This window comes from Gloeocapsopsis crepidinum LEGE 06123, from assembly GCF_015207655.1.
Classification (GTDB): domain Bacteria; phylum Cyanobacteriota; class Cyanobacteriia; order Cyanobacteriales; family Chroococcidiopsidaceae; genus Gloeocapsopsis; species Gloeocapsopsis crepidinum.
In genome coordinates this window covers 39,998-61,672 of sequence record NZ_JADEWN010000028.1, presented here as the reverse complement: position 1 = coordinate 61,672, position 21,675 = coordinate 39,998, and the positions used below count along the sequence as shown (strand labels likewise).

Below are 21,675 nucleotides of genomic sequence, written 5' to 3'. Positions count from 1 at the left end.
CAAATCGCACTCCAAACTATATTTCCACAATTGGTGCTGTTACTTCTTTTACTAGACATTGAACGCCTGAGAGATTTGGCATTTAGTCAAGGAATTGACATTCAAATTTCCAGGTGCAAGATATGAGAAACCCAGCCATTACTCGCCAATAACAAAACAACAAGGGCGATTGTTAATGCAGTTGATGCTTGACGTGGTTTTTTCCACAACGTTACTAATGCAAATACAATGAGAACACACGCCAATCCTAGCGGATAGAAAAATAAAGGTAATAACTTTGATAAATATAAAAACATCCTTATTAGCTGATTGCGTTAGGTTCAGTAACAACAATAAACTCTCAACCTGTAAGTAGCTAAGCAAAAATTGGCTGTAAATCTAAAACAAACCCAGGAAGAACACCTTCACCGGATAAAGTTGGAGGCGAAGCTAAAACTTCAACTTCTTGCCCAGCACGATAAATTTCTACTTGTTGAGTACTAGGATTAATTAACCAACCTAGCTGCAAACCGTTATCTAGATATTCTCGCATTTTGACTTGAGTGTCTGCTAGCTCATCGGTTTCTGAAAGCAGTTCAATCACAAAATCTGGACATAAAGGTAGAAACTTCTTTCTTTGTGCTTGAGTCAAACTATTCCATCGCTCCATTTTTACCCAAGAAACATCAGGAGAACGAGTCGCGCCATTCGGTAAGCGAAAGCCTGTCGAGGAGTCAAAAGCTTTTCCTAAGCGATTTTGGCGATTCCACAACCAAAATTGTCCAGCTAACTCAAAGTTGCGATCGCCTGTTTCTCCTCCCGTAGGTGGCATAATAATCAGTTCTCCCTTGGTCGTTAATTCTAATTGCAACTCGCGATTAGCTGCGGCGAGTTGTTCAAACTGTTCGTCAGTGAGTCTGAGAACCAAAGGAAGTTGTAAAGTTACGCTCATATCACATCAAATCCCAAGATGAATGCCGTAAAAAAGCGATCGCACTTTTCTGATGTATTTTTGAATCATGTGAATACTCTAATCTCATGTTGGTGCATTATTGTGAGGAGCTATTGAGATTGAGCCTAATGGAGTATGGAAGTTTGTATCAATACTACATAACTGATACACGCTCCTTTATGTAATATCAAGGATGTTACACTTTTGGATAAAATTGCACTGAATTGCAACATAAACAAGCTCTCATGTGTCAACTGCTGGGAATGAATTGCAATGTTCCAACAGATATTTGTTTCTCGTTTGAGGGCTTTTCAGCGAGGGGTGGAAGAACCGACGAACATCAAGATGGTTGGGGTATTGCGTTTTTTGAGGGTTTGGGATGTCGGATTTTTTTAGATGCTAAACCAGCGACCGCTTCTCCAGTTGCAGATTTAGTACGACGCTATCCGATTCACTCAACTCACGTCATTGCACATATCCGCAAAGCGACTCAAGGTGGAATTGCTTTAGTTAATTGTCATCCTTTTCAACGCGAACTTTGGGGAAGATATTGGGTATTTGCTCACAATGGCAATCTTTTGGATTTTCACGCACACACAGCTTTTTATCAGCCAGTTGGTCAAACTGATAGTGAAAGGGCATTCTGCTTAATCCTCGAAACTTTACGACAAAGCTTTCCCACAGGTAAACCTTTGCTAGCACAACTATATCCTGTGCTCCAAGAAATAACTGCAATCATCGCCGCAAAAGGTATCTTTAACTATCTACTTTCGGACGGCGAACACTTTTTTACATACTGCTCAACTAAGCTATGCTACATTGTCCGTCAAGCACCTTTTGCAGCTGCACATTTAATCGATGAAGATATCACTGTCGATTTTCAGAAATTGACGACACCAAGCGATCGCGTTGCAGTCATCGCTACAACTCCCCTGACTGATAATGAAGTTTGGACGCAAATTCATCCAGGAGAACTACTCGTCTTTCAGGATGGCTTGCCTAATAGAGTTTAACAATTTTTACTCATTCGTTGACTTTGCTCTCGAAAATAACAATTTCCTATTACTGAATCATCGGTGTAGGACTAGATTTTACTTTCTGAGCTTGAAATATTTTATCTCACCACGGGCACTATAACAAAGACTCTAGTTACGACCTTACAAAAGCCTTGTGAAGAGACATGAGTTATCGCGAATTTTTCAAGCAGTGCACAGGATGCTACTCGTATCCTTGGCAAGAGCGTTTTTCGATTTGGAGCGGTAAATCAATCGCTGTAGTTGCTGCGCCTACAGGGGCGGGTAAAGAATTTGAGGCAGTTATTCCTTGGCTTTACTTCCATAAAATGAGTATTCCCACAACAGCCCGATTAGTTTATGCATTGCCCACGCGATCGCTAGTAGAACAGGTTTATGAAAACACGCGTCGAGTTGTAGCTGCGCTACTTTTACCTATTAAGGTATATTGCCTAAAAGGTGGCTTCATCGAACACGGCTTTGAACAAGACTTAACTCAGCCTGCAATTCTTATTGGCACGCAAGATCAGTTATTGTCTCGTGCTTTAAATCGTGGATTTGGCGTATCGTGGGGACAACGCCCTCTGCACTGTGCAGCCCTGACTAACGATTGTCGTTGGATCTTAGATGAAATTCAACTGACGGGTGTTGCATATGGAACTTTGGTTCAGCTTTATAAACACTGGCAAGAATTAGGGACTTTTGGGCAAACTCAATTGTGCTTAATGTCCGCAACCTTAGACGACAGACCATTAGAAGGGTTAGACGTAGAGCGATTTGAGCTAGACACCAAAGACTTGGCTTATGCGCAATTAGCTGCGAAAGTGACTCGCCCGAAACCTGTTTTGAGAGCCGTTGTTAAAGGTGTTGCAGATGTTGCGGCTTTAGTGGAAGCAAAGCACTTGCCAGAAAGCTTATCACTGATTATAAGGAGATTTACTGTAAGCGAGCTTACCTTTTTTAGCTCGCCCGTAACGGCGAGTCATAGCTAGATTAACTCCAGTTTCGTCAACAAAAACTAAATCTTTGAGCCGAACTTCTCCAATCGTTGTCCAATATTGGCTTCTCAAGTTTTGCACTCGTTCAGATTGTGCTTCATCAGCGTGTAGAGTCTTTTTTTCTGGTTAACTCTAGTCTTTGTAAAACACGGCAGATTGTAGCAAGGCTAGCTTTTACACCTATTGTTTTGGTTAATCTAACGCTTAACTCCTGTAAAGTAGCATCGTTATCTTCTTGGACTAATTGCTCTAGTATTTCTATTTGTTGAGCGTTGAGTAAGGGAGGTTTTCCTCCTCCATGAGGATTCGGTTCTACGCTTACTGTTGCTTCATAGCGCTTTAACAGCCGGCTGATAAAACTGTAACTTACCCCAAATCGTTCAGCTAGTTGTCCAATTGATTCATTAGTTTTGTGCTTAGCTTCGATATTGAAACAGGAATAGGAGCCTCAGCAACTTCACCCCCGTCTTTGGTAGAAATCCCTTTATTTGAAGGGACTAACTTGAAACTTTACTCTAGCATTAATTGTGATTCTAACTCTTGAGTTGTATTCACCTCTTGCACTAAACCCTGTTCCTCGGTAGTGAAAGGCTCAAATGCTGCTTGCTGCGCTTCTAGTAACTCTACGGTTGCATCTGCAATGTCACCCGTGCGTGAAGACAAGCGATCGCGTAACACTTCCATAGGAGCTGTACAGTGGATAATCTCTAAAGGTAATTGCTGAGATTGTGCAGCCGCGATCGCCTCATGTCGTAGTGAAGTGCGATCGTACTTTGCATCTAAAATTACTGTGTAACCTTGACTCGCTAACATTAAACTCAAATCTAACAACCGCGCGTAGGTTTTCTGCGTCATCTCGGCTGTATAAATTTCATCTCCACCTCGTTCTAACAGAGGAATTCCTGCTAAATGCTTGCGTACTGCATCAGAACGAACATGAATCGCTCCGATTTTTCGCGCTAATTGTCGTGCTACAGTACTTTTCCCCGAACCCGATAACCCCGACATTAATAGCAGTTTCCCTTGACGTGGCTTTGTATATTCCCACGCTAATTTGTAGTAAGCCGCAGCAGTTTTTGCAGCTTCTTGTTTAACTGCTTCTGGTACACCAGGATCGTCAAGTAAGAAAGAATTAACCTTAGCACGAACATATGATTGACGGCTGAGATACAACGGTAATACCTGCAAACCTTCCCAATCCCCTGTTTGTTCAATATAGGTATTTAAATATGCATTACCTAAATCTGAACGCTGCAACATCTCTAGTTCCATAACTGCATAGGCAATGTCAAACATTACATCAACAAAGCGAAACGGCTCATTAAACTCAATGCAGTCAAAGAGTAAAATCTTGTCATGCCATAAACAAATATTGCGTAAGTGCAAATCGCCATGACACTCACGAATCCAGTCGTTTTCAATTCTGCTAGTAAATAGTTGCTGACGCTGGGCAAAAAAGTTATCTGTATATTTTTTTGTTTCCTCAAACTGTGATTGTGTTTGTGGACCACCAATATACTTCATTGTTTGGTCATAATTTTCATCAATTGATTGGCGTACTTGCTCAACTTCGCCGAACTTACGAATATAATCATTCGTCGCCGCTTGCGCGTGGTACCGAGCGACAATACGCCCCAATTCTTCCATATATGCTTCATCTAGTTCTCCCCGTTCAAACATTGAGAGAAACAATGCTTCTTGGGGAAACTGCAGCATTTTTAGCACGTACTCTACAGGTTCTCCTGTACCAGCAAGGTGATACTGTTCCTCTTGAGTAATCGGCAAAACCTCTAGATAAATTTCTCCTGCACCTCTTTGATTCAGCCGCAACTCTTCCTCACAAAAATGCTGTCGCAGTTCTAAGGTTGAGTAGTCCAAAAAACCAAAATTTACGGGTTTTTTGAGTTTATATGCATAATCACCTGCAAGCAGCACATACGAAACATGAGTTTGAATCAGTTCAATTGGCTCTTTTACCGGATGTGGATAAAACTCCGGTTGCATCATTTGTTGAATTAAAGTAGGAAGCAAAGTATTTGATGCCATCTTGAATTTTAGATTTTAATTTTTGGTTTGAGCTTAGCAGATGAAACTGCAGATAGATAGGTGAAGCAGAGGTTTATAAAATTCTTATTTTTGTATTAGTCCACAAAGGCAGACTTTGTTTGTCAAGCTGCGACCAAAGTTACCTGGCTAATTATAAATAAAAGACCAGAATCTGACTCTGGTCTCATACAATAGCAAACTGTAATTTTAGTAAGAATTAACCACCCGTTTCAACATCGGTTTGTGGTTCTTTTTGTTCTGCTTCAGATTCTTGTGCCGTCACAATTTCTTCATCAGCTGCGGCTTCTTGAGCTTCAATAATTTCCGGTGTAATTTGTGGTGCTAGCACAGAAACAACAGCATCATTTGTTTCACTTATCAAAGAAACGCCTTCGGGTAAAACTAACTCTTGAAGATATAATACATCTCCCATATTCATCTTGGAAACGTCAATTTCAATTGTTTCAGGAATGCGATCGGGAGCGCAACGTACTTGAATATGAGTCAAGACTGTATCTAACGCACCACCTTCCATCTTCACACCTGGGGCTTCACCTACAAAGTGTAGTGGAACTTCTACTTCTACAGTATCTTGAGCAGCAACTGAGAAGAAACTGAGGTGATATGGGAACCTTTTGGTAGGATGCAATTGAACTTCTCGCAGTAGCGCTTTTCCACGCCAGGGAAGATCGGTAATATTTAACTGAATCAATGTGTTATTGACTGAAGCTTTTTTTAACAGAGTTTCTACTGTTTTAGCTTCTAAAGTAAGATGAACTGACTCTGTACCATTGTGACCATATAAATTGGCAGGAATTAATCCTGAACGGCGTAGAGCGTTTGGCTTAGTACCTTCTGCTCTTTTTTTTCCTTCGACTGTGATTTCCATACTGTTAAAAGTGACAAGCGATAAACGGTAAATTTTGAATCTTAAAAGCTTTCTTCTATCTTTTCAGGCTTGAATCTCTTACACTTCAGTAACGACAGGAGTGCCATTAGCGTGAAGTAAAGCACGTTTAGGACCGTGAATTGGGTCTTCCACAATGATAGTTTGTTCGCGGCTAGCCCCTAGGGAAACGATCGCAATCGGAACTTCCATCAACTCGGCTAAGAATTTCAAGTAATCTAGTGCTTGTTGTGGTAAGTCTTCTAAAGAGCGACAATCTACGGTTGACTGTTTCCAGCCTGGCATTGTTTTGTAGATCGGACGACACCGCGCAAAACGACGGGCATTGTGAGGGAAATCATTACACTTTTCCCCATCAACTTCGTAGGCAACACAAACTTTGATTTCTTCTAACTCATCAAGCACATCTAACTTTGTAATTGCTAGGCAATCCATACCGTTGACGCGAACTGCATAGCGTCCGATAACAGCATCAAACCAACCACAACGACGACGCCGCCCTGTGGTAGTACCAAATTCTGCACCGCGATCGCACAACAACTCACCAATTTCCCCATCAAGTTCTGTGGGAAATGGTCCTTCACCAACGCGTGTTGTATAAGCTTTTGCTACCCCAATCACGCGATCTATCATTGTTGGTCCCACACCAGTTCCAACGCAAGCGCCCCCAGCTACAGGATTTGAGGAAGTGACGTAAGGATAAGTACCATGATCGAGATCCAGCAATGTACCTTGTGCGCCTTCAAATAAGATATTGCGACGTCGCTGAATCGCATCGTAGATTTTGAGCGATGTATCTACCACATGAGGACGTAAACGCTCTGCATATTCTAGATACTGAGCGATAACTTCCTCTGCATCTAAAGGCGGTAAGTTGTAAAGCTTTTCTAAAATTGCGTTTTTGTAGTTAATTGCCCAATGCAATTGTTTTCGCAAGCCTACAGGATTCATCAAATCAATAACGCGAATTCCTGTGCGCTCAGATTTATCTGCATACGTTGGACCAATTCCCCGCCCAGTTGTACCGATTCTGTGATCGCCTCTGCGTTCCTCTGATGCCTGATCGATTAACCGATGATACGGCATTGTCACATGGGCTGTTTCCGAAATTAGCAGATTTTGGGTGGAGATCTTGAGCTTTTCTAGCTGGTCGAGTTCTCTAATCAACACCTGTGGGTCAATAACAGTTCCACAGCCAATGATGCATTCAGTATCAGGATATAGAATTCCCGAAGGGATGAGATGCAACTTGAATGTTTGACCCTGAACTACAAGTGTGTGTCCAGCATTGACACCCCCTTGGTAGCGTACAACGACGTCAGCTGACTTGCTGAGCAGATCCGTGATTTTTCCTTTTCCTTCGTCGCCCCACTGAGCGCCGATTACTATGACGTTAGCCAAGAGTTTATTGAATCAGCTAAGGTTTTCACACAAACTTTAATTATTAGCATATTAATAGCGTTGTGTCAACTATGTATCGCTACAAAGTCACAATTATTTTAACGTTTCTGACGAGTTAGAAGATTTTTAGTGCTAGACCTATTGACACCTATTCTCTTTATACCTTAGTCTTCTAATTCTTAGAAGCTTTTGAGCCTAATTTGCAATTATGCCCAAAAGCGCTTTTTGTCACTTTAATTTTACTCAACCTCTTGCATAAATTAAATGCTGCCTACCTAACTCCTGTGAATAAACCTTTTTCCTAATATCCTCCCCAGAATAGGAGGATGAGAGGGGGCTTTTCGCTATTCGCGCAAGAGGTCTATAAAATCTCAAAGAGTCTTTGATACCAATTTTAAAAAGGTGTCTAGGATGACGTTTTAAACTGCAACAAGCTTCTTTATCTCCTGCAAGGCTTTTGCACTTAATAGCAAATATTTAGATCATTTCTTTAGAACCCAACAGCGTACGCATCAGTATTGTAGGAGAAACAGCACTTCCCACAGCACAAGTAGATGCAATTGAGCGAGGATTAGTTGTCAGCGTAACGCCTGATCCTACTGCGCAAGCAATAACACCAGAACTTCCCACAGAAGAACCAGCAATTGAGATTACAGTAACAGCAACGCGCACAGAAGAAAATGTCACAGACGTACCGCGATCGGTAACGGTAATTAACCGCGAACAACTTGAACAACAGCGTCGCGTTACACGCGATTTAGGAGAAATTTTAGGAAAGCTGGTTCCAGGGTTAGCGCCACCAACCCAAAGTGCAAGCAAGTTCGGACAATCCTTACGCGGACGTAATGTTTTAGTTTTAATTGATGGAATACCTCAATCGACAAGTCGCAACGTACAGCGTGACTTTAGAACTATTGATCCATCAGCAATTGAGCGCATTGAAGTTTTACGCGGACCTACAGCAATTTACGGTGATGGAGCTTCAGGTGGTGTTATTAATATTATTACCAGAACTGCTACAGAACAAAGACTCGTTTCCACTTCAGAATTGGGAATCAGTAACTCTTTAACTCGATTTGAAGACAGTGTGGGGTATAACATTCAACACTCGATTTCAGGAACCGAAGGTGATTTTGATTATCTCGTTTCTGCGGCTTTTGGGGGAAATGGCGGATTTTTTGATGCACAAGGCGATCGCATTCCACCAGATCCTAATGCACAGGGCGGAATCGCGGATACTGAAACAATTAATATTTTAGGTAAAGTTGGGACAAACTTTGGCGAATAACGCCTACAACTTTCATTCAATCATTTCAACGATAGACAAGATACCAATTTCACCAGCGATCCGACTGTTAATACACTTCCTGAAAGAGAAAAAGCCCGTGCTTTAGGCGGATTAGTCCTTGATGAAAACCAAGCTACAGAAAATACTTTAATCAACTTAGATTACCGCAACGATAACTTTCTTGGCACTCAACTACGCGGACAACTTTATTACCGCAACTACCTAACGCGGTTTTTCCCTTTTGATGCACGAGATTTTGCTAGCTTTGGCAACGAAATTATTCAATCGCGAGTAGAATCCGAAAAATTGGGCGGACGTTTACAAGTAGAAAGTCCTCTGTTTAATGAAGGTGCAGCCCGCTTATTGTGGGGATTAGACTACTTTCATGAAGACACTGCACAACCTGTTTCAATTTATGACGGGGCTACATTTGATACAAGTGGTGGGTTAGTCTTTGCTAAGGTTGGCGATCGCTTGTGGACTCCACCACTTCAACTCAGTAGTTTAGGTCTATTTGCACAGTTAAATTGGGATATCAGCGGTAAGCGAAGCTATGCCGAAGGCTCTCGGTTGTTAGTCAACGGTGGAATTCGTCATGAACGCGCCGGAGTCGATGTCGATGACTTTACAACTTTAGCCGGAAACAATATTGCTGGCGGGAACCTTGATTTTAATGCAACTCTATTTAACCTTGGAGTTGTCTTTTTTGCTACTCAAGAAATCAGTTTATTTACCAACTTCTCACAAGGTTTTTCGCTAGCGGATATTGGACGAGTACTACGCAATGCGCCAGTAGGGTTTAGTGTCGAACAACTCAGCCCAGAACCGCAAAGAGTCAACAACTACGAAATTGGAATTCGCGGTCAATGGGAAGATGTGCAAGCTTCACTTTCAGCATTCTACAATCAATCTGATCTTGGTACGACCTTTGATGGCGATTTAAATGTCATTCGCGCCCCCGAACAAGTATATGGCATTGAGGCAGCAGTAGATACTCAACTTAGCACTAACTGGCTTTTGGGCGGAACACTCAGTTGGGTAGAAGGTGAAATTGATTTAGCAGATAGCGGCGAATATACAGATCTTGATGGCTTTCGTATTCCACCACTGAAATTATCCGCCTACGTGCAAAACCAGACAACTCCGAGTTGGAGTAATCGACTGCAGTTGCTTTTTTCTGGAAGTCGCAATCCTGCTGGCGATGGCTTTGGTTTTAATGAAGTAGAAAATTACTTAACTGTAGACTACATCAGTAGCATTCAAATTGGCACAGGAACGCTTGATATTGGTGTAGAAAACTTATTTAATGCGCAGTATTTTCCAGTTGTGTCGCAAGTGCAAGGAATTAATTCGAGTTATGCAGCTGCTAGAGGAACTACTTTGAGTATTAAATATGCTGTTGATTGGTAATTAAATGTGCAAACTCAGCAAATCGTATTGAAACCAAAGTGCAAAATGGTGTTACTCAGCAATGCCAATTACAAGAAGAATTTTTTTGAATCTTTCAATTACATCAGCAGTTTCTGTTGCTTGTAGCCAACAAAAGCTATTAAGCACTTCTGTGATACCTCCCAATCCAAAAGTTGTTGCATTGGAATGGGTTTATGTCGAAAATTTGCTAGCTTTGGGAATTCAACCTATAGGAGTAGCTGATATTGCAGGCTACAACAAATATGTAAATATTGCACCAAAATTAGTAGATTCAGTTATTGAAGTAGGAACACGCCAAGAACCTAATCTAGAGGCGATCGCTAAAATTAAACCAGACTTAATTATAGGTGTGAAGCAGCGGCACGAAGCCATTGATCAAACTCTATCTGCTATCGCCAAAACACTTCTTTTTGATCCTTACCCAGAACTCAACGCAGGAAATCAACTTACACGGATGCAGCAAATTTTTTTAGAAATTGCCCGCGTGTGTCATAAAACCTCGGTAGGTGAATCAGTACTGCAAAGTATGCAAACTTCTTTTGCAACAAATGCAGAAAAACTCGATGCGATTAAACTAACAGATAGTCCTTTTGTCTTGTGTCAATTTGTGCCTGAGTTTCGTTTATTTAATAATAATTCTATGGCAGTACAAATCTTGACACAAATTGGATTGAGAAATATTTGGCAAGGTGAGTTAGAACGCTTTGGTTTTAATACTGTAGGATTAGAGGCTTTACTTACTATTGAACACGCTCACTTTTTCTATATTGCAGAAACACAAGCATCAGTACAAAGTTTACAACGTAACCCTGTTTGGCAGAGTTTAGAATTTGTGCGCGAACAGCGACTTCATGCGTTAGGGGAAGATACTTGGATTTTTGGTGGTCCTTTGTCTGCGCAGATATTAGCACAAAAAGCAGTCGCAGCTTTGCAACAATTCTTAAATGGATAAATAACGGTGTAGATAAGGATTGGCAAAGAAAATCTACTTCGTCAACTTCAAACCTCACCTCTAACCGTTCTTACAATTGCCGAGTAAAGGTTTATTGTTAAGATTAATTAATAACTTGTATTGTTAATCTTAATAAAAGGTGAGTTATGGCATTATATGCAGAATTGCATCGGCATTTGGGTGGTTCGGTAGTACCGCGCGTATTGTGGAGATACTTTCAACGCCATTCATCCAACTTGGGGCAAAAATTTCCTGAGTATAAAGAGTTTGAGGAGTTTTATACAAAACCACGGAACACGCTTGATGAGTACCTAGAACTCCACACGCTGGTAGAAAGCGTTCAAAGCGCAGATACTTTGCCATATTTTATTTATCGCTTGATGCGTGGCGCTTATATTTTTGAGAACCTTGCGTACCTAGAATTACGCTACACGCCTTATTTACGCACGCCCGACCATTTGAGCCAATCAGAACGTATTGACCAGATGACAGAGATTGTTGCAGTTGTTGGTAAAGCAAGTCGAGTGTCTGAGTATCCGATTGTTACAAGTCAAATTTTGTGTATGCACTCGCGACTTCCTTATGAGGTAAACAAGGCTATTGTTGATTTAGCGGCTCAAAGTAGAGATTATGTTTGTGCGATTGATGTCGCTGGTGGTGATGGTCACTACAAAGAACGGCTTGATGAGTTTATCGAATTGTACGACTATGCGCGATCGCTTAATCTAAACACAACTGGACATCTTTACGAAACGACTGATGGTTGTTACCCTGAGTTACTGCCATACTTAATGCGTATTGGACACGGCATCCAAATTCCCCTACGCCATCCCGAATTACTTCGTGAGTTAGCACAACGCAATCAGTGTTTGGAAGTCTGCCCAACAACTTATCTCAAAACTGGAACCTTAGAAGACCTGCGACAGCTTAAGATTGTGTTTGATAGATGTTTTGATGCGGGAGTAGATATCGCTATTTGTACTGATAATGCTGGGTTACATAATGTCCGCCTACCTTTTGAGTACGAAAATTTACTGACGCAAGACATTATTGATTTTCAGCAGCTGAAGGCTTGTCAAAATGCTGCTTTTCGTCACGCATTTGCTTGGCCTTATGGTCAACAACCTCCAACTTCATTGTTACATGGATTACTTCAACCTGAACCACCTGTGCTAGCAGAACCTGTAGTTAATTAGAAACTATAATGGCATACTGCTAGAAGCGATCGCATCCTCAATTACTTAGTAGGATGCGATATCTCAATGGAGCTTTGTCAAAGAGACAGTAATTAATTTATGATACTAAGTAGTCATCTAGGTGCTTTTGTATAAAACTCAATGTATTTTCTCAACTCATGTCATTAGTTAAAGCGATCGCTGAAAGTAGGCTCAACTAAAAAAAACTATCATACACATACAGATTAGTGACAAGTAATAACTTATTATTAACTGTGTCTTTATGTTTCATATAAAGTCCAGCTTGATTCTCTAATTGACTGTTAAAACCTGAGTTTCTCAAAGTGGTTTGATTTAATACTTCATATCTAATATGAAAAAATTGCAAAAATCAAGTTGGATTATATCCTTTTTGAGAAGAACAGGTTTTTAAAAATTATTTTATTGATTCTATATTGTTTTTCTCAGTAATTCAGCTCATTTATCTGAAAATTGCCCCTAATATGATTGAGTTAAATATGTTGCAATATTAATAACAAAACCTGCGGCTAGTTATAGCCTATACAAATTACAGCTCAAGCAAACGCGACTTGCAGCAAACTATTCGACAGTAGTAACTTAATAAATTAATTGCTTTTTAAGCTGGTTAACAATGGATAATAACAACGATCTTGCTCCATGAGGATTCTGATAGTCGAAGACGATATTAGCCTTGCCGAAATTTTAGCAACAGCACTGATTGAGCAGCGGTATGTAGTAGATACTGTAAGTGATGGGGAAGCCGCTTGGCAACAAGTCCAAACTGTTACATACGATCTTATTGTCATGGATATGATGCTTCCCAAACTTGATGGTATTAACCTATGTAAGCGGCTACGTTCTCAAAGCTATGGGATACCAGTCCTGATGTTAACTGCCTTAAATAATATTGCAGATAAAGTCACGGGGCTAGACGCGGGAGCTGATGATTATGTTATTAAACCAATAGACTTACAAGAACTATTTGCGCGGATTCGCGCCTTACTCCGACGAGGAAGTGCACAGACGTCGCCAATTTTGGAGTGGGATGGGTTGCAGCTAGATCCCAGTACGTATGAAGTAACTTACGAAGAAAAACCTTTGTACTTGACACCAAAAGAATATAGTCTTCTAGAAGTTCTATTACGCAACGGAAGACGAGTCATTAGTCGCAGTGCCATTATTGAACATGTTTGGTCTTTAGAAGATCCTCCAGAAGAAGATACTGTCAAAGCTCATATCAAGACTCTCCGCCAGAAACTCAAATCTATAGGCGCTGCGAGCGATTTTATTGAAACCGTTCATGGTGTAGGCTATCGTCTTAGACAACCTTCACTACATCAATAGCTGCTTGAGAGATGCCCTCCGACTCTCTTCAAGGCTACCCAAGCAAAGTTTTAAGTTTTGAATTGCAAAGAGTTTTTTAACTCAACACTCAACATTCATAATTCATAACTCTCTAAGCTCAACACTCAGAACTTTGAATTAGTGGATTTAGTTTATGCAGCAGCGAATTCATTCGCACTCACATTCATGCTCAACGAAACTCATAAGAGCATAAGACTACAAAGCTAACTTATAGAGTGTTAACTTTTTTTATACTAAATTGATTTTTTTTGAGATCAGGGAACTTTTTTTAAAATTACCCGATTTCTTCACGATTTCTTCTACCTTTTCTTCACGCACAGCCTGTAACTTGGACACTTAAGTCAGGTGATTGGCTGTTCATCAAAGCTAAAATCTCCTCATTGCCCTTCTTTATGATGCAACTGGGTTAACTACTATATGCCTCTAGAGGTTAACCCAGACTGCTTCTTTCAAGATTTTCACATTGACGAAAGATTAAACTCACATACCTAACTCCACGATCGCAAGCTACTCGCTCAGCATTGTCAAACTAAAACTTTAGAGCATGCTCGCCCGAACATTAGAGAGCGAATATATGAAATCAACAGATGACGCTCATAACAACCAGGTTGAACTAGATTGGTGGGCAGAGGTTACAACTACTCAACCCCATGTAATTTATTACTTCGGTCCTTTTATCAGTAAACAAGAAGCACAATGGTTTTTACCTGGCTATATTGAAGATATAGAACAAGAAGGCTGTCAAGAGATTCGCGTTCAAGTTAAGCGATGTCAACCAACAAATTTAACCATTTTTGAAGAACAGGTTTTAGCAACTAGTGGACGGTGTTAATTAAGAATCCAAGGTTAGGGATTGGGGGTTAGAGACTCTGAGACTTCCTAACGATATTCTTTTACGCACAAGTTCAACAGCGAGTTGTATTGCGGCTATCATGCTAGTAGCATCCGCAATGCCTTTGCCAGCAATGTCAAACGCTGTGCCATGATCTGGTGAAGTTCGCACAAAAGGAAGACCAATTGAGGTGTTTACCGCACGATCAAAGGCAAGTTGTTTGACAGGAATTAAACCTTGGTCGTGATATAGCGCTAAATAACCGTCTGCAGCTCTTTTCGAGTCAATTGTACCGTACCAAGCTTGACTTGGTTTCACCCACATTGTATCTGGTGGAATAGGACCATCTAACTGAACATGAGGACGATCGCATCTTTCCTTCTCCAACCAGGGAATCAGCCAGTCTTGTTCTTCGCGTCCGAGTTGTCCTGATTCTCCACTGTGCGGATTTAATCCTGCGATCGCAATTCTTGGTCTTTCTAACCCAAAATCTTGCTGTAAACATTCCACAAGTAAGTCTAATTTACTTGCAAGGAGTTCGGGTGTTAGTGCATATGCAACTTGACGTAAGGGAATGTGTGTGGTGGCTAGTAATGTTCGTAGTGTCCAATTTGTCTGAGGCGATCGCGCCACAAATAACATTCCATATCGAGTAACACCAGCAAGCTTGGCGAGTAACTCAGTTTGCCCAGGATAATTATAGCCTGCGGCTTTCCAGGCAGACTTAGCAATAGGACCTGTAACAATAGCATCAAATTCGCCCATTTTCGTGCGGGCGATCGCGGCTTGCATATACGCAAAACTCGCTGCACCGCTTGCTGCATCACCAATACCTGTAGTAATTGTGTCTTTAATCTCAATGTCTAAAATTTTTAACTCTTCTGGATTGGCAAAGTTCTCACTACAGTGCTGAGATAACTTCTCGTAGGTTGTCATCAGTTGATTTTTACTTCCGACTACTGTGACGTCATAGTTTTGAGCAAATTCTATTTGTCCTAAAGCCTTTAAAATAACCTCAGGTCCTATACCTGCTGGATCGCCCAAAGTCAAAGCTAAACGCGGACGCTGTTTTTCTATACGAAGCGAATTTGGCTGTAACAAAGTCATATAAAAATTTTTAGGAAAAAAGCTTCTGGATGTTTAACCACTAGTTAATGAATAAACAGAGTTATATTACCGAACTGGTTTAAAATACTTTACACTAGGCTGAATTTTTCTCAGAGAGGCACTCAGCGATCGCTGAGCGTCAGCATCCTTATACTAGTTTACTGAACCTTGATTTAGCAAAGGGAGGATTGTCATCATGGGCGGCGAGATGTTTACAGCAGCTATTTTATGCCTCACATTAATCCCCATCGGGATTGCTATGGGCTTTCTCTTGCTTAAAATTCAGGGGGGCGAAGAAAGCGAGTTATGAGTGGTTAGTGGCTAGTGGCTAGTGTCAAGAGTGGCTAACAACTAGTTACTAGCCACTAGTAACTAGTTCTTCCCTGGCTTAAACATCCTCAATCTCCTGTGAAGTTTTGTTAATATAATGAATTCTGATAGGATTTTATTAATAAAAGTTTAAGATTCATTACTAATCCCTCATGACTATATTAGTTGTCGGTGCTACTGGCACCTTGGGAAGACAAGTAGTTCGCCGTGCTCTCGATGAGGGGTATAAGGTACGCTGTCTTGTAAGAAATCCTAAGAAAGCCACTTTTTTAAAAGAATGGGGCGCTGAACTTGTAGTTGGTAATCTGTGTTATCCAGAAACCTTACCTCCGGCGCTCGAAGGTGTAATAGCGATCGTAGACGCAGCCACAGCTCGTCCTACAGATTCTCTTAGTATTAAACAAGTTGACTGGGAAGGCAAAGTAGCACTCATTCAAGCAGCAAAAGCAGCTGGTGTAGACCGCTATGTATTATTCTCACTGCTAGACGCTGACAAACATCCTGATGTCCCACTGATGGAAATCAAGCGATGCACTGAGCTATTTTTAGCAGAAGCTGATTTAAATTACACCATTTTGCAGCTCTGCGGCTTTATGCAAGGGTTAATCGGGCAATACGCAATTCCAATTCTTGAGGGACAAGCCGTGTGGATTACAGGTGAATCTTCTCCTGTTGCTTACATGGATACACAAGATATTGCCAAATTTGCAGTTCGTGCCTTATCAGTTCCAGAAACAGAAAAACAAATTTTTCCTGTAGTCGGTACTCGTGCTTGGAGTGCAGAAGAAATTATCAGTTTATGCGAACGATTGTCTGGCAAAGAGGCTCGCATTACGCGCATGCCAATTAACTTGTTGCGGACTATGCGCCGCGTTCTCCGCTTTTTCCAATGGGGTTGGAATGTTGCAGATCGCCTAGCTTTTACTGAAGTCTTGGCAAATGGTAAACCTTTGGATGCTCCTATGGATGAAGTTTATCAAGTCTTTGGATTAAACCCGACTGAAACCACAACATTAGAAAGCTATATGCAAGAGTACTTCGGGAGAATTTTGAAGAAGTTGCGGGAACTCGATTACGAAAAAACAAAAACAAAAAAGAAGCAAACTCCCAAAAAAACTCCGTTCAAGAGTTAGGGGTTAGAGAGGGGCGAGGGAGTAGTGATTAGTGCGTGAGTTTTGAATTAAAAGTTTTTTTAACTCAACACTTAACATTTATTACTCATAACTCTCTTAAACTCAAAACTCTTTTCAAGAAACTCTCGCCTGTTGAGCAAAAATGTGCAACGATCTAGCTAATAGTAAGCATTGCGGAAATCTGGACTTGTAGCGTGCCGAAAGCAGGCATTATTTACAATGACGTTAAACCGATCGCCAGTCGTGTTGCTAACGAACTCAAAGACAAGCTGATGGCAGCGGGTTGGGAAGTTTGTGTTACAACTGGTATCGGAGGAATTTTGGGTTACTCAAACCCAGAAAGTCCGGTGTGTCATACACCGATTGATGGTCTCACACCACCTGGTTTTGATAGGGACATGCAGTTTGCCATAGTCTTAGGAGGAGATGGCACAGTCTTGGCAGCTTCCCGCCAAGTAGCCCCTTGTGGCATTCCGTTATTGACGGTAAATACAGGGCACATGGGATTTTTAACTGAAGCCTATGTCAATCAATTACCGTTAGTCATGGAACAAGTCATGGCAGGTAAATATGAGATTGAAGAAAGAGCGATGTTAGCCGTTAAGGTATTGCGTCGCGGGGATTCGGTTCTTTGGGAAGCTTTATGTTTGAATGAGATGGTTTTGCATCGCGAACCATTGACGTGTATGTGTCATTTTGAAATTGCTGTAGGACGTCACGCTCCAGTAGATATTGCAGCGGATGGCGTCATTGTTTCAACTCCGACAGGCTCAACTGCGTACTCATTGAGTGCAGGAGGACCTGTGGTCACGCCAGGAGTTCCTGTCTTACAGCTTGTCCCAATTTGTCCACATTCGCTAGCTTCGCGGGCGCTTGTCTTTGCCGACACTGAAATGGTCACAATTTCGAGTGCCAGTACAGATCGGTTAGTCATGGTGGTAGATGGTAACGCTGGATGCTACGTTTTTCCAGAAGATCAGGTGCATTTAGTGCGATCGCAATACTCAGCGCGATTTATCAGGCTGCAATCACCAGAGTTCTTTCGCATTTTACGTGAAAAGCTTGGTTGGGGACTGCCTCATATTGCTAAACCGACTTCGGTAGAATTGCCCTAAGAGTAGGCAATCCTCATCTAGTTATGAATATAATTAAGTATTCATGCTTATCACTATGTGATAACCGAGTTATGAGTAAATGCAATCCTTCATTAGCGGATAGCGGCTTATGAGTATAGCAGAGGCTGAACGCAACCCTTGTGTTTTAGTTGTCGAAACTGACGAGACTTTAGCAGGACAAGTGAGCCTTGACTTACAAGAATCAGGTTATGAAGCAGTGATCGCGCCTGACGTTTACAGCGGTATGCAATACTCGCAGGAAATACAGCCTGCTTTGATTGTTGTCGATCGCATGCTTGCCGGAGAGTCGGGGTTAGAGTTATGCATTCATTTGCGTAAAGCTGGAGCGCGGGTACCGGTTTTAGTCTTAATGGCAAGAGATACAGTTGACGATCGCATAGCTTGTTTAGAAGCAGGAGCTGATGATTATTTTCTCAAGCCCTACCGTTCCGAAGATTTTCTCCAAAGGGTGCGTCTGTATTTACAACCTGAAACAGGAGTAGCTGAACAATTACGTTTTGGCGATCTCGTTTTGGATTTAGCAACGCGCCGAGCAATTCGCCACGGTAAAGCGCTTGATTTGACAATGAAGGAGTTTGAACTGCTCAAGTTCCTGATGCAACATCCGCGTGAGGTCTTAACCCGCGAACAAATTCTCGAAAATGTTTGGGGTTATGATTTCATGGGCGAATCGAATGTCATTGAAGTTTATATTCGTTATTTACGCCTCAAGATAGAAGACGAAAGTCAGAAACGCTTGATTCAAACTGTGCGGGGTGTAGGCTACGTTTTGCGAGAATCATAGAAAGTAGTGAGTTGCTAGTAAAATGTGAAAGGCTAGCTGTGTTAGGGAACTCTGATCAGAGAGAGCCACTCAAAAGCTATAAAAGTAAAGATTGGAGTCGATAAATAGTGAGTTGTGGTTCTGCTGTTATCGGAATTGTTTTAGGAACTTTCATGCTGGGATGTTCAACACCAACACCAGCTGTATCGCCAACGGTTACACCTGTGGCACAACAATCAGTGAATGCTGCTCAAAACCTGCCCATTGCTGCTGTAACGACAATCGCTGGGCGTAAAATTAGTCTGGAAGTAGCGCGGACACCAACAGAACAAGCAACAGGATTAATGCACCGTGACACAATAGCCGACGATCGCGGAATGCTATTTGTCTTTGAACCTGCCCGACCTGTAGGCTTTTGGATGAAAAATGTCCGGTTTCCGCTGGATATGATTTTTCTGGAAAATGGACAAGTTAAAGCGATCGCACCTGCTGTTCCTCCTTGTCAAACAGAACCATGTCCGACTTATGGTTCTGAAACACCCGTTAACCAAGTCATTGAACTGCGAGGGGGACGTGCTGCTGAACTAGGAATTCGTGTAGGCGATCGCCTAGATATTCAATTTTTAGACTCATAAAACCTACTTGAGGAATTTTCTCTATCACGTCGTTGGCAACAACGGGGAAAATTCCCTATAAAAGTTGTGGTGTTTTTATCTTGGTTAGGGTAACATTTGATAAATTTGATAGAAAAACAGAATTATTTGCGCGATCGCTTTTCTATAGTAAAAGGTTACAGCTCAAAAAAAATAAATTTGTATGACTCAAGGCTGGGATCAGTCTTTTGGAAGAGCAAAATTCAACCAATAACTCTTCCTTGTTGTAGGTGAACAATATTACTGCACTAGAGTAAAAATAGTTTTAATAAATTTTGCGTTTTTGGCAACAAACTGATGTACATTGGCAAGTTGCGCTAAAATTCTAGTCCGCATAGTGTTGCACTCATAACAAGTGAAGGAAACTCGCAAAATTCAGTTTCACGATCAACTAGAGTCAGCAATCCAATAACGACTTTGGGACAGAGAAAAAACTGGCTAGCAAATACTAGTTCATCATATGTCAAATAGCTCAAACTTAAACCTATTCACGATAGAAAGTGAAAAACCGATGTCACCCACAAACTACTCTAAATTTATTGACTTTCTCCAAAAGGATTTATCGATATCTGCTGCTTCTATTGATGTAGCTTTGCGCCATCGCGAACAAAACCCAGGTCCACTGCCGATGATTCTTTGGCAATATGGCTTAGTGACGTTAGATCAACTCAATCAAATCTACGACTGGTTGGAAAGTGCAATAGTATAAGCCTACAGATAGATGACACGCCAAAAGTTAGCTCGTCTATGTCAAGACACGTAAATTGTGTGTAGGCAATAGTCAAAGGAGATCGACAATGTATTGGCAACAAAAATGGAGCGGGTAATAACCCGCTCTTTTGATTTCATAACTTACACCATTAAGACTGCGTGCAAGAATTAGTCAAAGCTGGAGGAGTCGTGAAGTGTTGAGTTTAACAGAGTTATGAGTTCTCAGTTTTGAGTGTTGAGTTTAAGAAAATTTAATTCAAAACGTGCTAAGGCACCGCTACGCTAACGCGCATTCAAAACCAATCCCTCGCTCCTACTACGACTGAGCAAAAATCTTCGCAGCCGCTGCAACACCAGCCCCAGGAGTAAAGTTTTCATAACCAAGTTCGTGCAAAGCAACTTCTAGCGATGAAATAGCACTAAGAATATCGCGATCGCTCACAAAGCCCAAATGCCCAATGCGGAAGATTTTATTACTTAAGTGATCTTGCCCACCAGCTAAAGCAATATCAAAACGTTTTTTCATAATTGCTCGCACCTGATCTGCTTCAATTCCTTGAGGTGCGACTGCAGTAATTGCTGGACTGCTACAATCATCACTCACAAATAAAGGCAAGTTCAAGCCTTTTATACCAGCACGGGTTGCACTCATGAGCCTTTGATGACGCGCAAAGATGGCTTCTAATCCTTCTTGTTTCATCATCCGCAGTGTAGCGTGTAAAGCCACAATTAAATTAACTGGCGGTGTAAAAGGAGTTGTTTTTTTTGTAGTTGCTTTGCGATATTTACCTAAATCGAGGTAGTAGCGGGGTAACTTTGCGGTTTTATACGCTTCCCATGCTTTAGGGCTAACGGCAACAATTCCTAACCCTGGAGGAATCATATAACCTTTTTGCGAACCAGAACCAACAACATCTAAACCCCAAGTATCCATTGGTACACTAACTGCACCGAGGCTTGTCACTGCATCAACGATAATTAATGCTTCACCGTGGTTTTTAACGTGACGGTTAATTGTTTCCAAATCATTGAGTACGCCAGTTGATGTTTCACTGTGGGTAACAACGACAGCTTTGATTTGTTTTTCTTTATCTGCTTCGAGTTTTTCTGCAAATGCTTGGGGATCGAGGGGTTGTCCCCACTCAGCAGTAATTCTTTCGACATTTAAGTTGTAAGCTTCACCAACTTCCGCCCAGCGTTCGCCAAACTTGCCGTTACAACCAACCAAAATGCGATCGCCTGGACTTAAAAAATTAATCATTCCAGCTTCTAGGGCACCTGTACCGCTGGTAGTCAGCATCATTACGTCGCTTTGGGTTTGGTGCAACCACTTGAGGTTTTCCGTCACTTCCGCCAGCATATTGCTAAATTCACTGGTACGATGACCAATTGGGTGCTTGGCTAAAGCGAGTAGCGCTGCCTCTGGTACCGGTGTGGGACCAGGAATCATCAGCATCAGCTTGTCTTGCATTGTTGTCCTAC

General features: G+C 41.5%; 22 protein-coding genes and 2 pseudogenes. 15 read left to right on the top strand and 9 right to left on the bottom strand.

Features of this window, described 5'->3' with window-relative positions:
• Positions 1-101: 101 nt before the first annotated feature.
• Positions 102-296, bottom strand: coding sequence for a hypothetical protein (locus IQ230_RS12865; RefSeq protein WP_228054845.1), 195 nt, complete (start codon positions 294-296; stop codon positions 102-104).
• 59 nt (positions 297-355) lie between these two features.
• Positions 356-931, bottom strand: a complete 576-nt coding sequence (locus IQ230_RS12860) for a Uma2 family endonuclease (protein WP_193932374.1) — start codon at positions 929-931, stop codon at positions 356-358.
• A 245-nt stretch (positions 932-1,176) separates the two neighbouring features.
• Between IQ230_RS12860 and IQ230_RS12855 the strand changes: the two genes are divergently transcribed.
• Together IQ230_RS12855 and IQ230_RS12850 are read left to right on the top strand one after the other, a co-directional pair.
• Positions 1,177-1,944: a class II glutamine amidotransferase gene (locus IQ230_RS12855; RefSeq protein ID WP_193932373.1), complete on the top strand. Its 768-nt coding sequence runs from the start codon at positions 1,177-1,179 to the stop codon at positions 1,942-1,944.
• 167 nt (positions 1,945-2,111) lie between these two features.
• Positions 2,112-2,936 carry a DEAD/DEAH box helicase gene (locus tag IQ230_RS12850; RefSeq protein ID WP_228054843.1) on the top strand — a complete coding sequence of 275 codons (825 nt, stop codon included), beginning with the start codon at positions 2,112-2,114 and terminating at the stop codon, positions 2,934-2,936.
• Between the two features lie 106 nt (positions 2,937-3,042).
• Here IQ230_RS12850 and IQ230_RS27905 read toward each other — a convergent pair whose 3' ends face one another.
• The 5 genes from IQ230_RS27905 to IQ230_RS27375 all read right to left on the bottom strand — a co-directional run bounded on the left by IQ230_RS27905 (position 3,043) and on the right by IQ230_RS27375 (position 8,115).
• The gene (locus tag IQ230_RS27905) at positions 3,043-3,369 is read right to left on the bottom strand and encodes a helix-turn-helix domain-containing protein (protein ID WP_407646649.1); all 327 of its coding nucleotides are present in this window, start codon (positions 3,367-3,369) and stop codon (positions 3,043-3,045) included.
• Between the two features lie 83 nt (positions 3,370-3,452).
• Positions 3,453-4,988, bottom strand: coding sequence for a bifunctional aminoglycoside phosphotransferase/ATP-binding protein (locus tag IQ230_RS12845; RefSeq protein WP_193932372.1), 1,536 nt, complete (start codon positions 4,986-4,988; stop codon positions 3,453-3,455).
• 217 nt (positions 4,989-5,205) lie between these two features.
• Positions 5,206-5,877 (bottom strand): 50S ribosomal protein L25/general stress protein Ctc, encoded by a 672-nt coding sequence (locus IQ230_RS12840; protein ID WP_193932371.1) that lies wholly within the window; start codon positions 5,875-5,877, stop codon positions 5,206-5,208.
• A gap of 78 nt (positions 5,878-5,955) precedes the next feature.
• Positions 5,956-7,296 carry an adenylosuccinate synthase gene (locus IQ230_RS12835; protein ID WP_193932370.1) on the bottom strand — a complete coding sequence of 447 codons (1,341 nt, stop codon included), beginning with the start codon at positions 7,294-7,296 and terminating at the stop codon, positions 5,956-5,958.
• 477 nt (positions 7,297-7,773) lie between these two features.
• Positions 7,774-8,115, bottom strand: coding sequence for a hypothetical protein (locus tag IQ230_RS27375; RefSeq protein WP_265576211.1), 342 nt, complete (start codon positions 8,113-8,115; stop codon positions 7,774-7,776).
• Here IQ230_RS27375 and IQ230_RS27900 point away from each other — a divergent pair.
• From IQ230_RS27900 to IQ230_RS12810, 7 genes and pseudogenes are all read left to right on the top strand, one after another.
• Positions 8,009-8,230, top strand: a pseudogene (locus tag IQ230_RS27900) (TonB-dependent receptor plug domain-containing protein); the annotation flags it as partial. The gene IQ230_RS27375 and the pseudogene IQ230_RS27900 sit on opposite strands and share 107 nt — an antisense overlap.
• Positions 8,231-8,383: 153 nt before the next feature.
• The gene (locus IQ230_RS27370) at positions 8,384-8,584 is read left to right on the top strand and encodes a hypothetical protein (protein WP_265576210.1); all 201 of its coding nucleotides are present in this window, start codon (positions 8,384-8,386) and stop codon (positions 8,582-8,584) included.
• A 24-nt stretch (positions 8,585-8,608) separates the two neighbouring features.
• Positions 8,609-9,994, top strand: a pseudogene (locus IQ230_RS26620) (TonB-dependent receptor); the annotation flags it as partial.
• A gap of 61 nt (positions 9,995-10,055) precedes the next feature.
• Positions 10,056-10,967: an ABC transporter substrate-binding protein gene (locus IQ230_RS12825; RefSeq protein WP_193932369.1), complete on the top strand. Its 912-nt coding sequence runs from the start codon at positions 10,056-10,058 to the stop codon at positions 10,965-10,967.
• Between the two features lie 146 nt (positions 10,968-11,113).
• Positions 11,114-12,163, top strand: coding sequence for an adenosine deaminase (locus tag IQ230_RS12820; RefSeq protein WP_193932368.1), 1,050 nt, complete (start codon positions 11,114-11,116; stop codon positions 12,161-12,163).
• A gap of 657 nt (positions 12,164-12,820) precedes the next feature.
• The gene (locus IQ230_RS12815) at positions 12,821-13,507 is read left to right on the top strand and encodes a response regulator transcription factor (RefSeq protein ID WP_193932367.1); all 687 of its coding nucleotides are present in this window, start codon (positions 12,821-12,823) and stop codon (positions 13,505-13,507) included.
• 595 nt (positions 13,508-14,102) lie between these two features.
• Positions 14,103-14,360, top strand: coding sequence for a DUF1816 domain-containing protein (locus IQ230_RS12810; protein WP_193932366.1), 258 nt, complete (start codon positions 14,103-14,105; stop codon positions 14,358-14,360).
• Here IQ230_RS12810 and pdxA read toward each other — a convergent pair whose 3' ends face one another.
• Positions 14,361-15,467: a 4-hydroxythreonine-4-phosphate dehydrogenase PdxA gene (gene pdxA, locus IQ230_RS12805; RefSeq protein ID WP_193932365.1), complete on the bottom strand. Its 1,107-nt coding sequence runs from the start codon at positions 15,465-15,467 to the stop codon at positions 14,361-14,363.
• Positions 15,468-15,663: 196 nt separating this feature from the next.
• Here pdxA and petM point away from each other — a divergent pair, with 196 nt between their 5' ends.
• The 6 genes from petM to IQ230_RS12775 all read left to right on the top strand — a co-directional run bounded on the left by petM (position 15,664) and on the right by IQ230_RS12775 (position 20,191).
• Positions 15,664-15,777, top strand: coding sequence for a cytochrome b6-f complex subunit PetM (petM, locus tag IQ230_RS12800; RefSeq protein ID WP_099703667.1), 114 nt, complete (start codon positions 15,664-15,666; stop codon positions 15,775-15,777).
• 172 nt (positions 15,778-15,949) lie between these two features.
• Positions 15,950-16,930, top strand: coding sequence for an SDR family oxidoreductase (locus tag IQ230_RS12795; RefSeq protein WP_193932364.1), 981 nt, complete (start codon positions 15,950-15,952; stop codon positions 16,928-16,930).
• 194 nt (positions 16,931-17,124) lie between these two features.
• Positions 17,125-18,045, top strand: a complete 921-nt coding sequence (locus IQ230_RS12790) for an NAD(+) kinase (RefSeq protein WP_193932363.1) — start codon at positions 17,125-17,127, stop codon at positions 18,043-18,045.
• Between the two features lie 109 nt (positions 18,046-18,154).
• Positions 18,155-18,850 carry a response regulator transcription factor NblR gene (nblR, locus tag IQ230_RS12785; RefSeq protein ID WP_193932362.1) on the top strand — a complete coding sequence of 232 codons (696 nt, stop codon included), beginning with the start codon at positions 18,155-18,157 and terminating at the stop codon, positions 18,848-18,850.
• A 107-nt stretch (positions 18,851-18,957) separates the two neighbouring features.
• Positions 18,958-19,464, top strand: coding sequence for a DUF192 domain-containing protein (locus tag IQ230_RS12780; RefSeq protein WP_322742405.1), 507 nt, complete (start codon positions 18,958-18,960; stop codon positions 19,462-19,464).
• 478 nt (positions 19,465-19,942) lie between these two features.
• Entirely contained in the window at positions 19,943-20,191 is a 249-nt protein-coding gene (locus IQ230_RS12775; RefSeq protein ID WP_322742404.1) for a DUF2949 domain-containing protein, read from the top strand.
• 318 nt (positions 20,192-20,509) lie between these two features.
• On the opposite strand, the gene IQ230_RS12770 is transcribed toward IQ230_RS12775, so the two are convergent.
• Positions 20,510-21,664: a pyridoxal-phosphate-dependent aminotransferase family protein gene (locus IQ230_RS12770; protein WP_193932361.1), complete on the bottom strand. Its 1,155-nt coding sequence runs from the start codon at positions 21,662-21,664 to the stop codon at positions 20,510-20,512.
• Positions 21,665-21,675 lie beyond the last annotated feature (11 nt).

Bases quoted from the DNA above. Each gene is read 5' to 3' on its own strand.
- IQ230_RS12865 (WP_228054845.1), bottom strand. From the start codon at position 296: ATGTTTTTATATTTATCAAAGTTATTACCTTTATTTTTCTATCCGCTA.
- IQ230_RS12860 (WP_193932374.1), bottom strand. From the start codon at position 931: ATGAGCGTAACTTTACAACTTCCTTTGGTTCTCAGACTCACTGACGAA.
- IQ230_RS12855 (WP_193932373.1), top strand. From the start codon at position 1,177: ATGTGTCAACTGCTGGGAATGAATTGCAATGTTCCAACAGATATTTGT.
- IQ230_RS12850 (WP_228054843.1), top strand. From the start codon at position 2,112: ATGAGTTATCGCGAATTTTTCAAGCAGTGCACAGGATGCTACTCGTAT.
- IQ230_RS12845 (WP_193932372.1), bottom strand. From the start codon at position 4,988: ATGGCATCAAATACTTTGCTTCCTACTTTAATTCAACAAATGATGCAA.
- IQ230_RS12840 (WP_193932371.1), bottom strand. From the start codon at position 5,877: ATGGAAATCACAGTCGAAGGAAAAAAAAGAGCAGAAGGTACTAAGCCA.
- IQ230_RS12825 (WP_193932369.1), top strand. From the start codon at position 10,056: ATGCCAATTACAAGAAGAATTTTTTTGAATCTTTCAATTACATCAGCA.
- IQ230_RS12820 (WP_193932368.1), top strand. From the start codon at position 11,114: ATGGCATTATATGCAGAATTGCATCGGCATTTGGGTGGTTCGGTAGTA.
- IQ230_RS12815 (WP_193932367.1), top strand. From the start codon at position 12,821: ATGAGGATTCTGATAGTCGAAGACGATATTAGCCTTGCCGAAATTTTA.
- IQ230_RS12810 (WP_193932366.1), top strand. From the start codon at position 14,103: ATGAAATCAACAGATGACGCTCATAACAACCAGGTTGAACTAGATTGG.
- pdxA (WP_193932365.1), bottom strand. From the start codon at position 15,467: ATGACTTTGTTACAGCCAAATTCGCTTCGTATAGAAAAACAGCGTCCG.
- petM (WP_099703667.1), top strand. From the start codon at position 15,664: ATGGGCGGCGAGATGTTTACAGCAGCTATTTTATGCCTCACATTAATC.
- IQ230_RS12795 (WP_193932364.1), top strand. From the start codon at position 15,950: ATGACTATATTAGTTGTCGGTGCTACTGGCACCTTGGGAAGACAAGTA.
- nblR (WP_193932362.1), top strand. From the start codon at position 18,155: ATGAGTATAGCAGAGGCTGAACGCAACCCTTGTGTTTTAGTTGTCGAA.
- IQ230_RS12775 (WP_322742404.1), top strand. From the start codon at position 19,943: ATGTCAAATAGCTCAAACTTAAACCTATTCACGATAGAAAGTGAAAAA.
- IQ230_RS12770 (WP_193932361.1), bottom strand. From the start codon at position 21,664: ATGCAAGACAAGCTGATGCTGATGATTCCTGGTCCCACACCGGTACCA.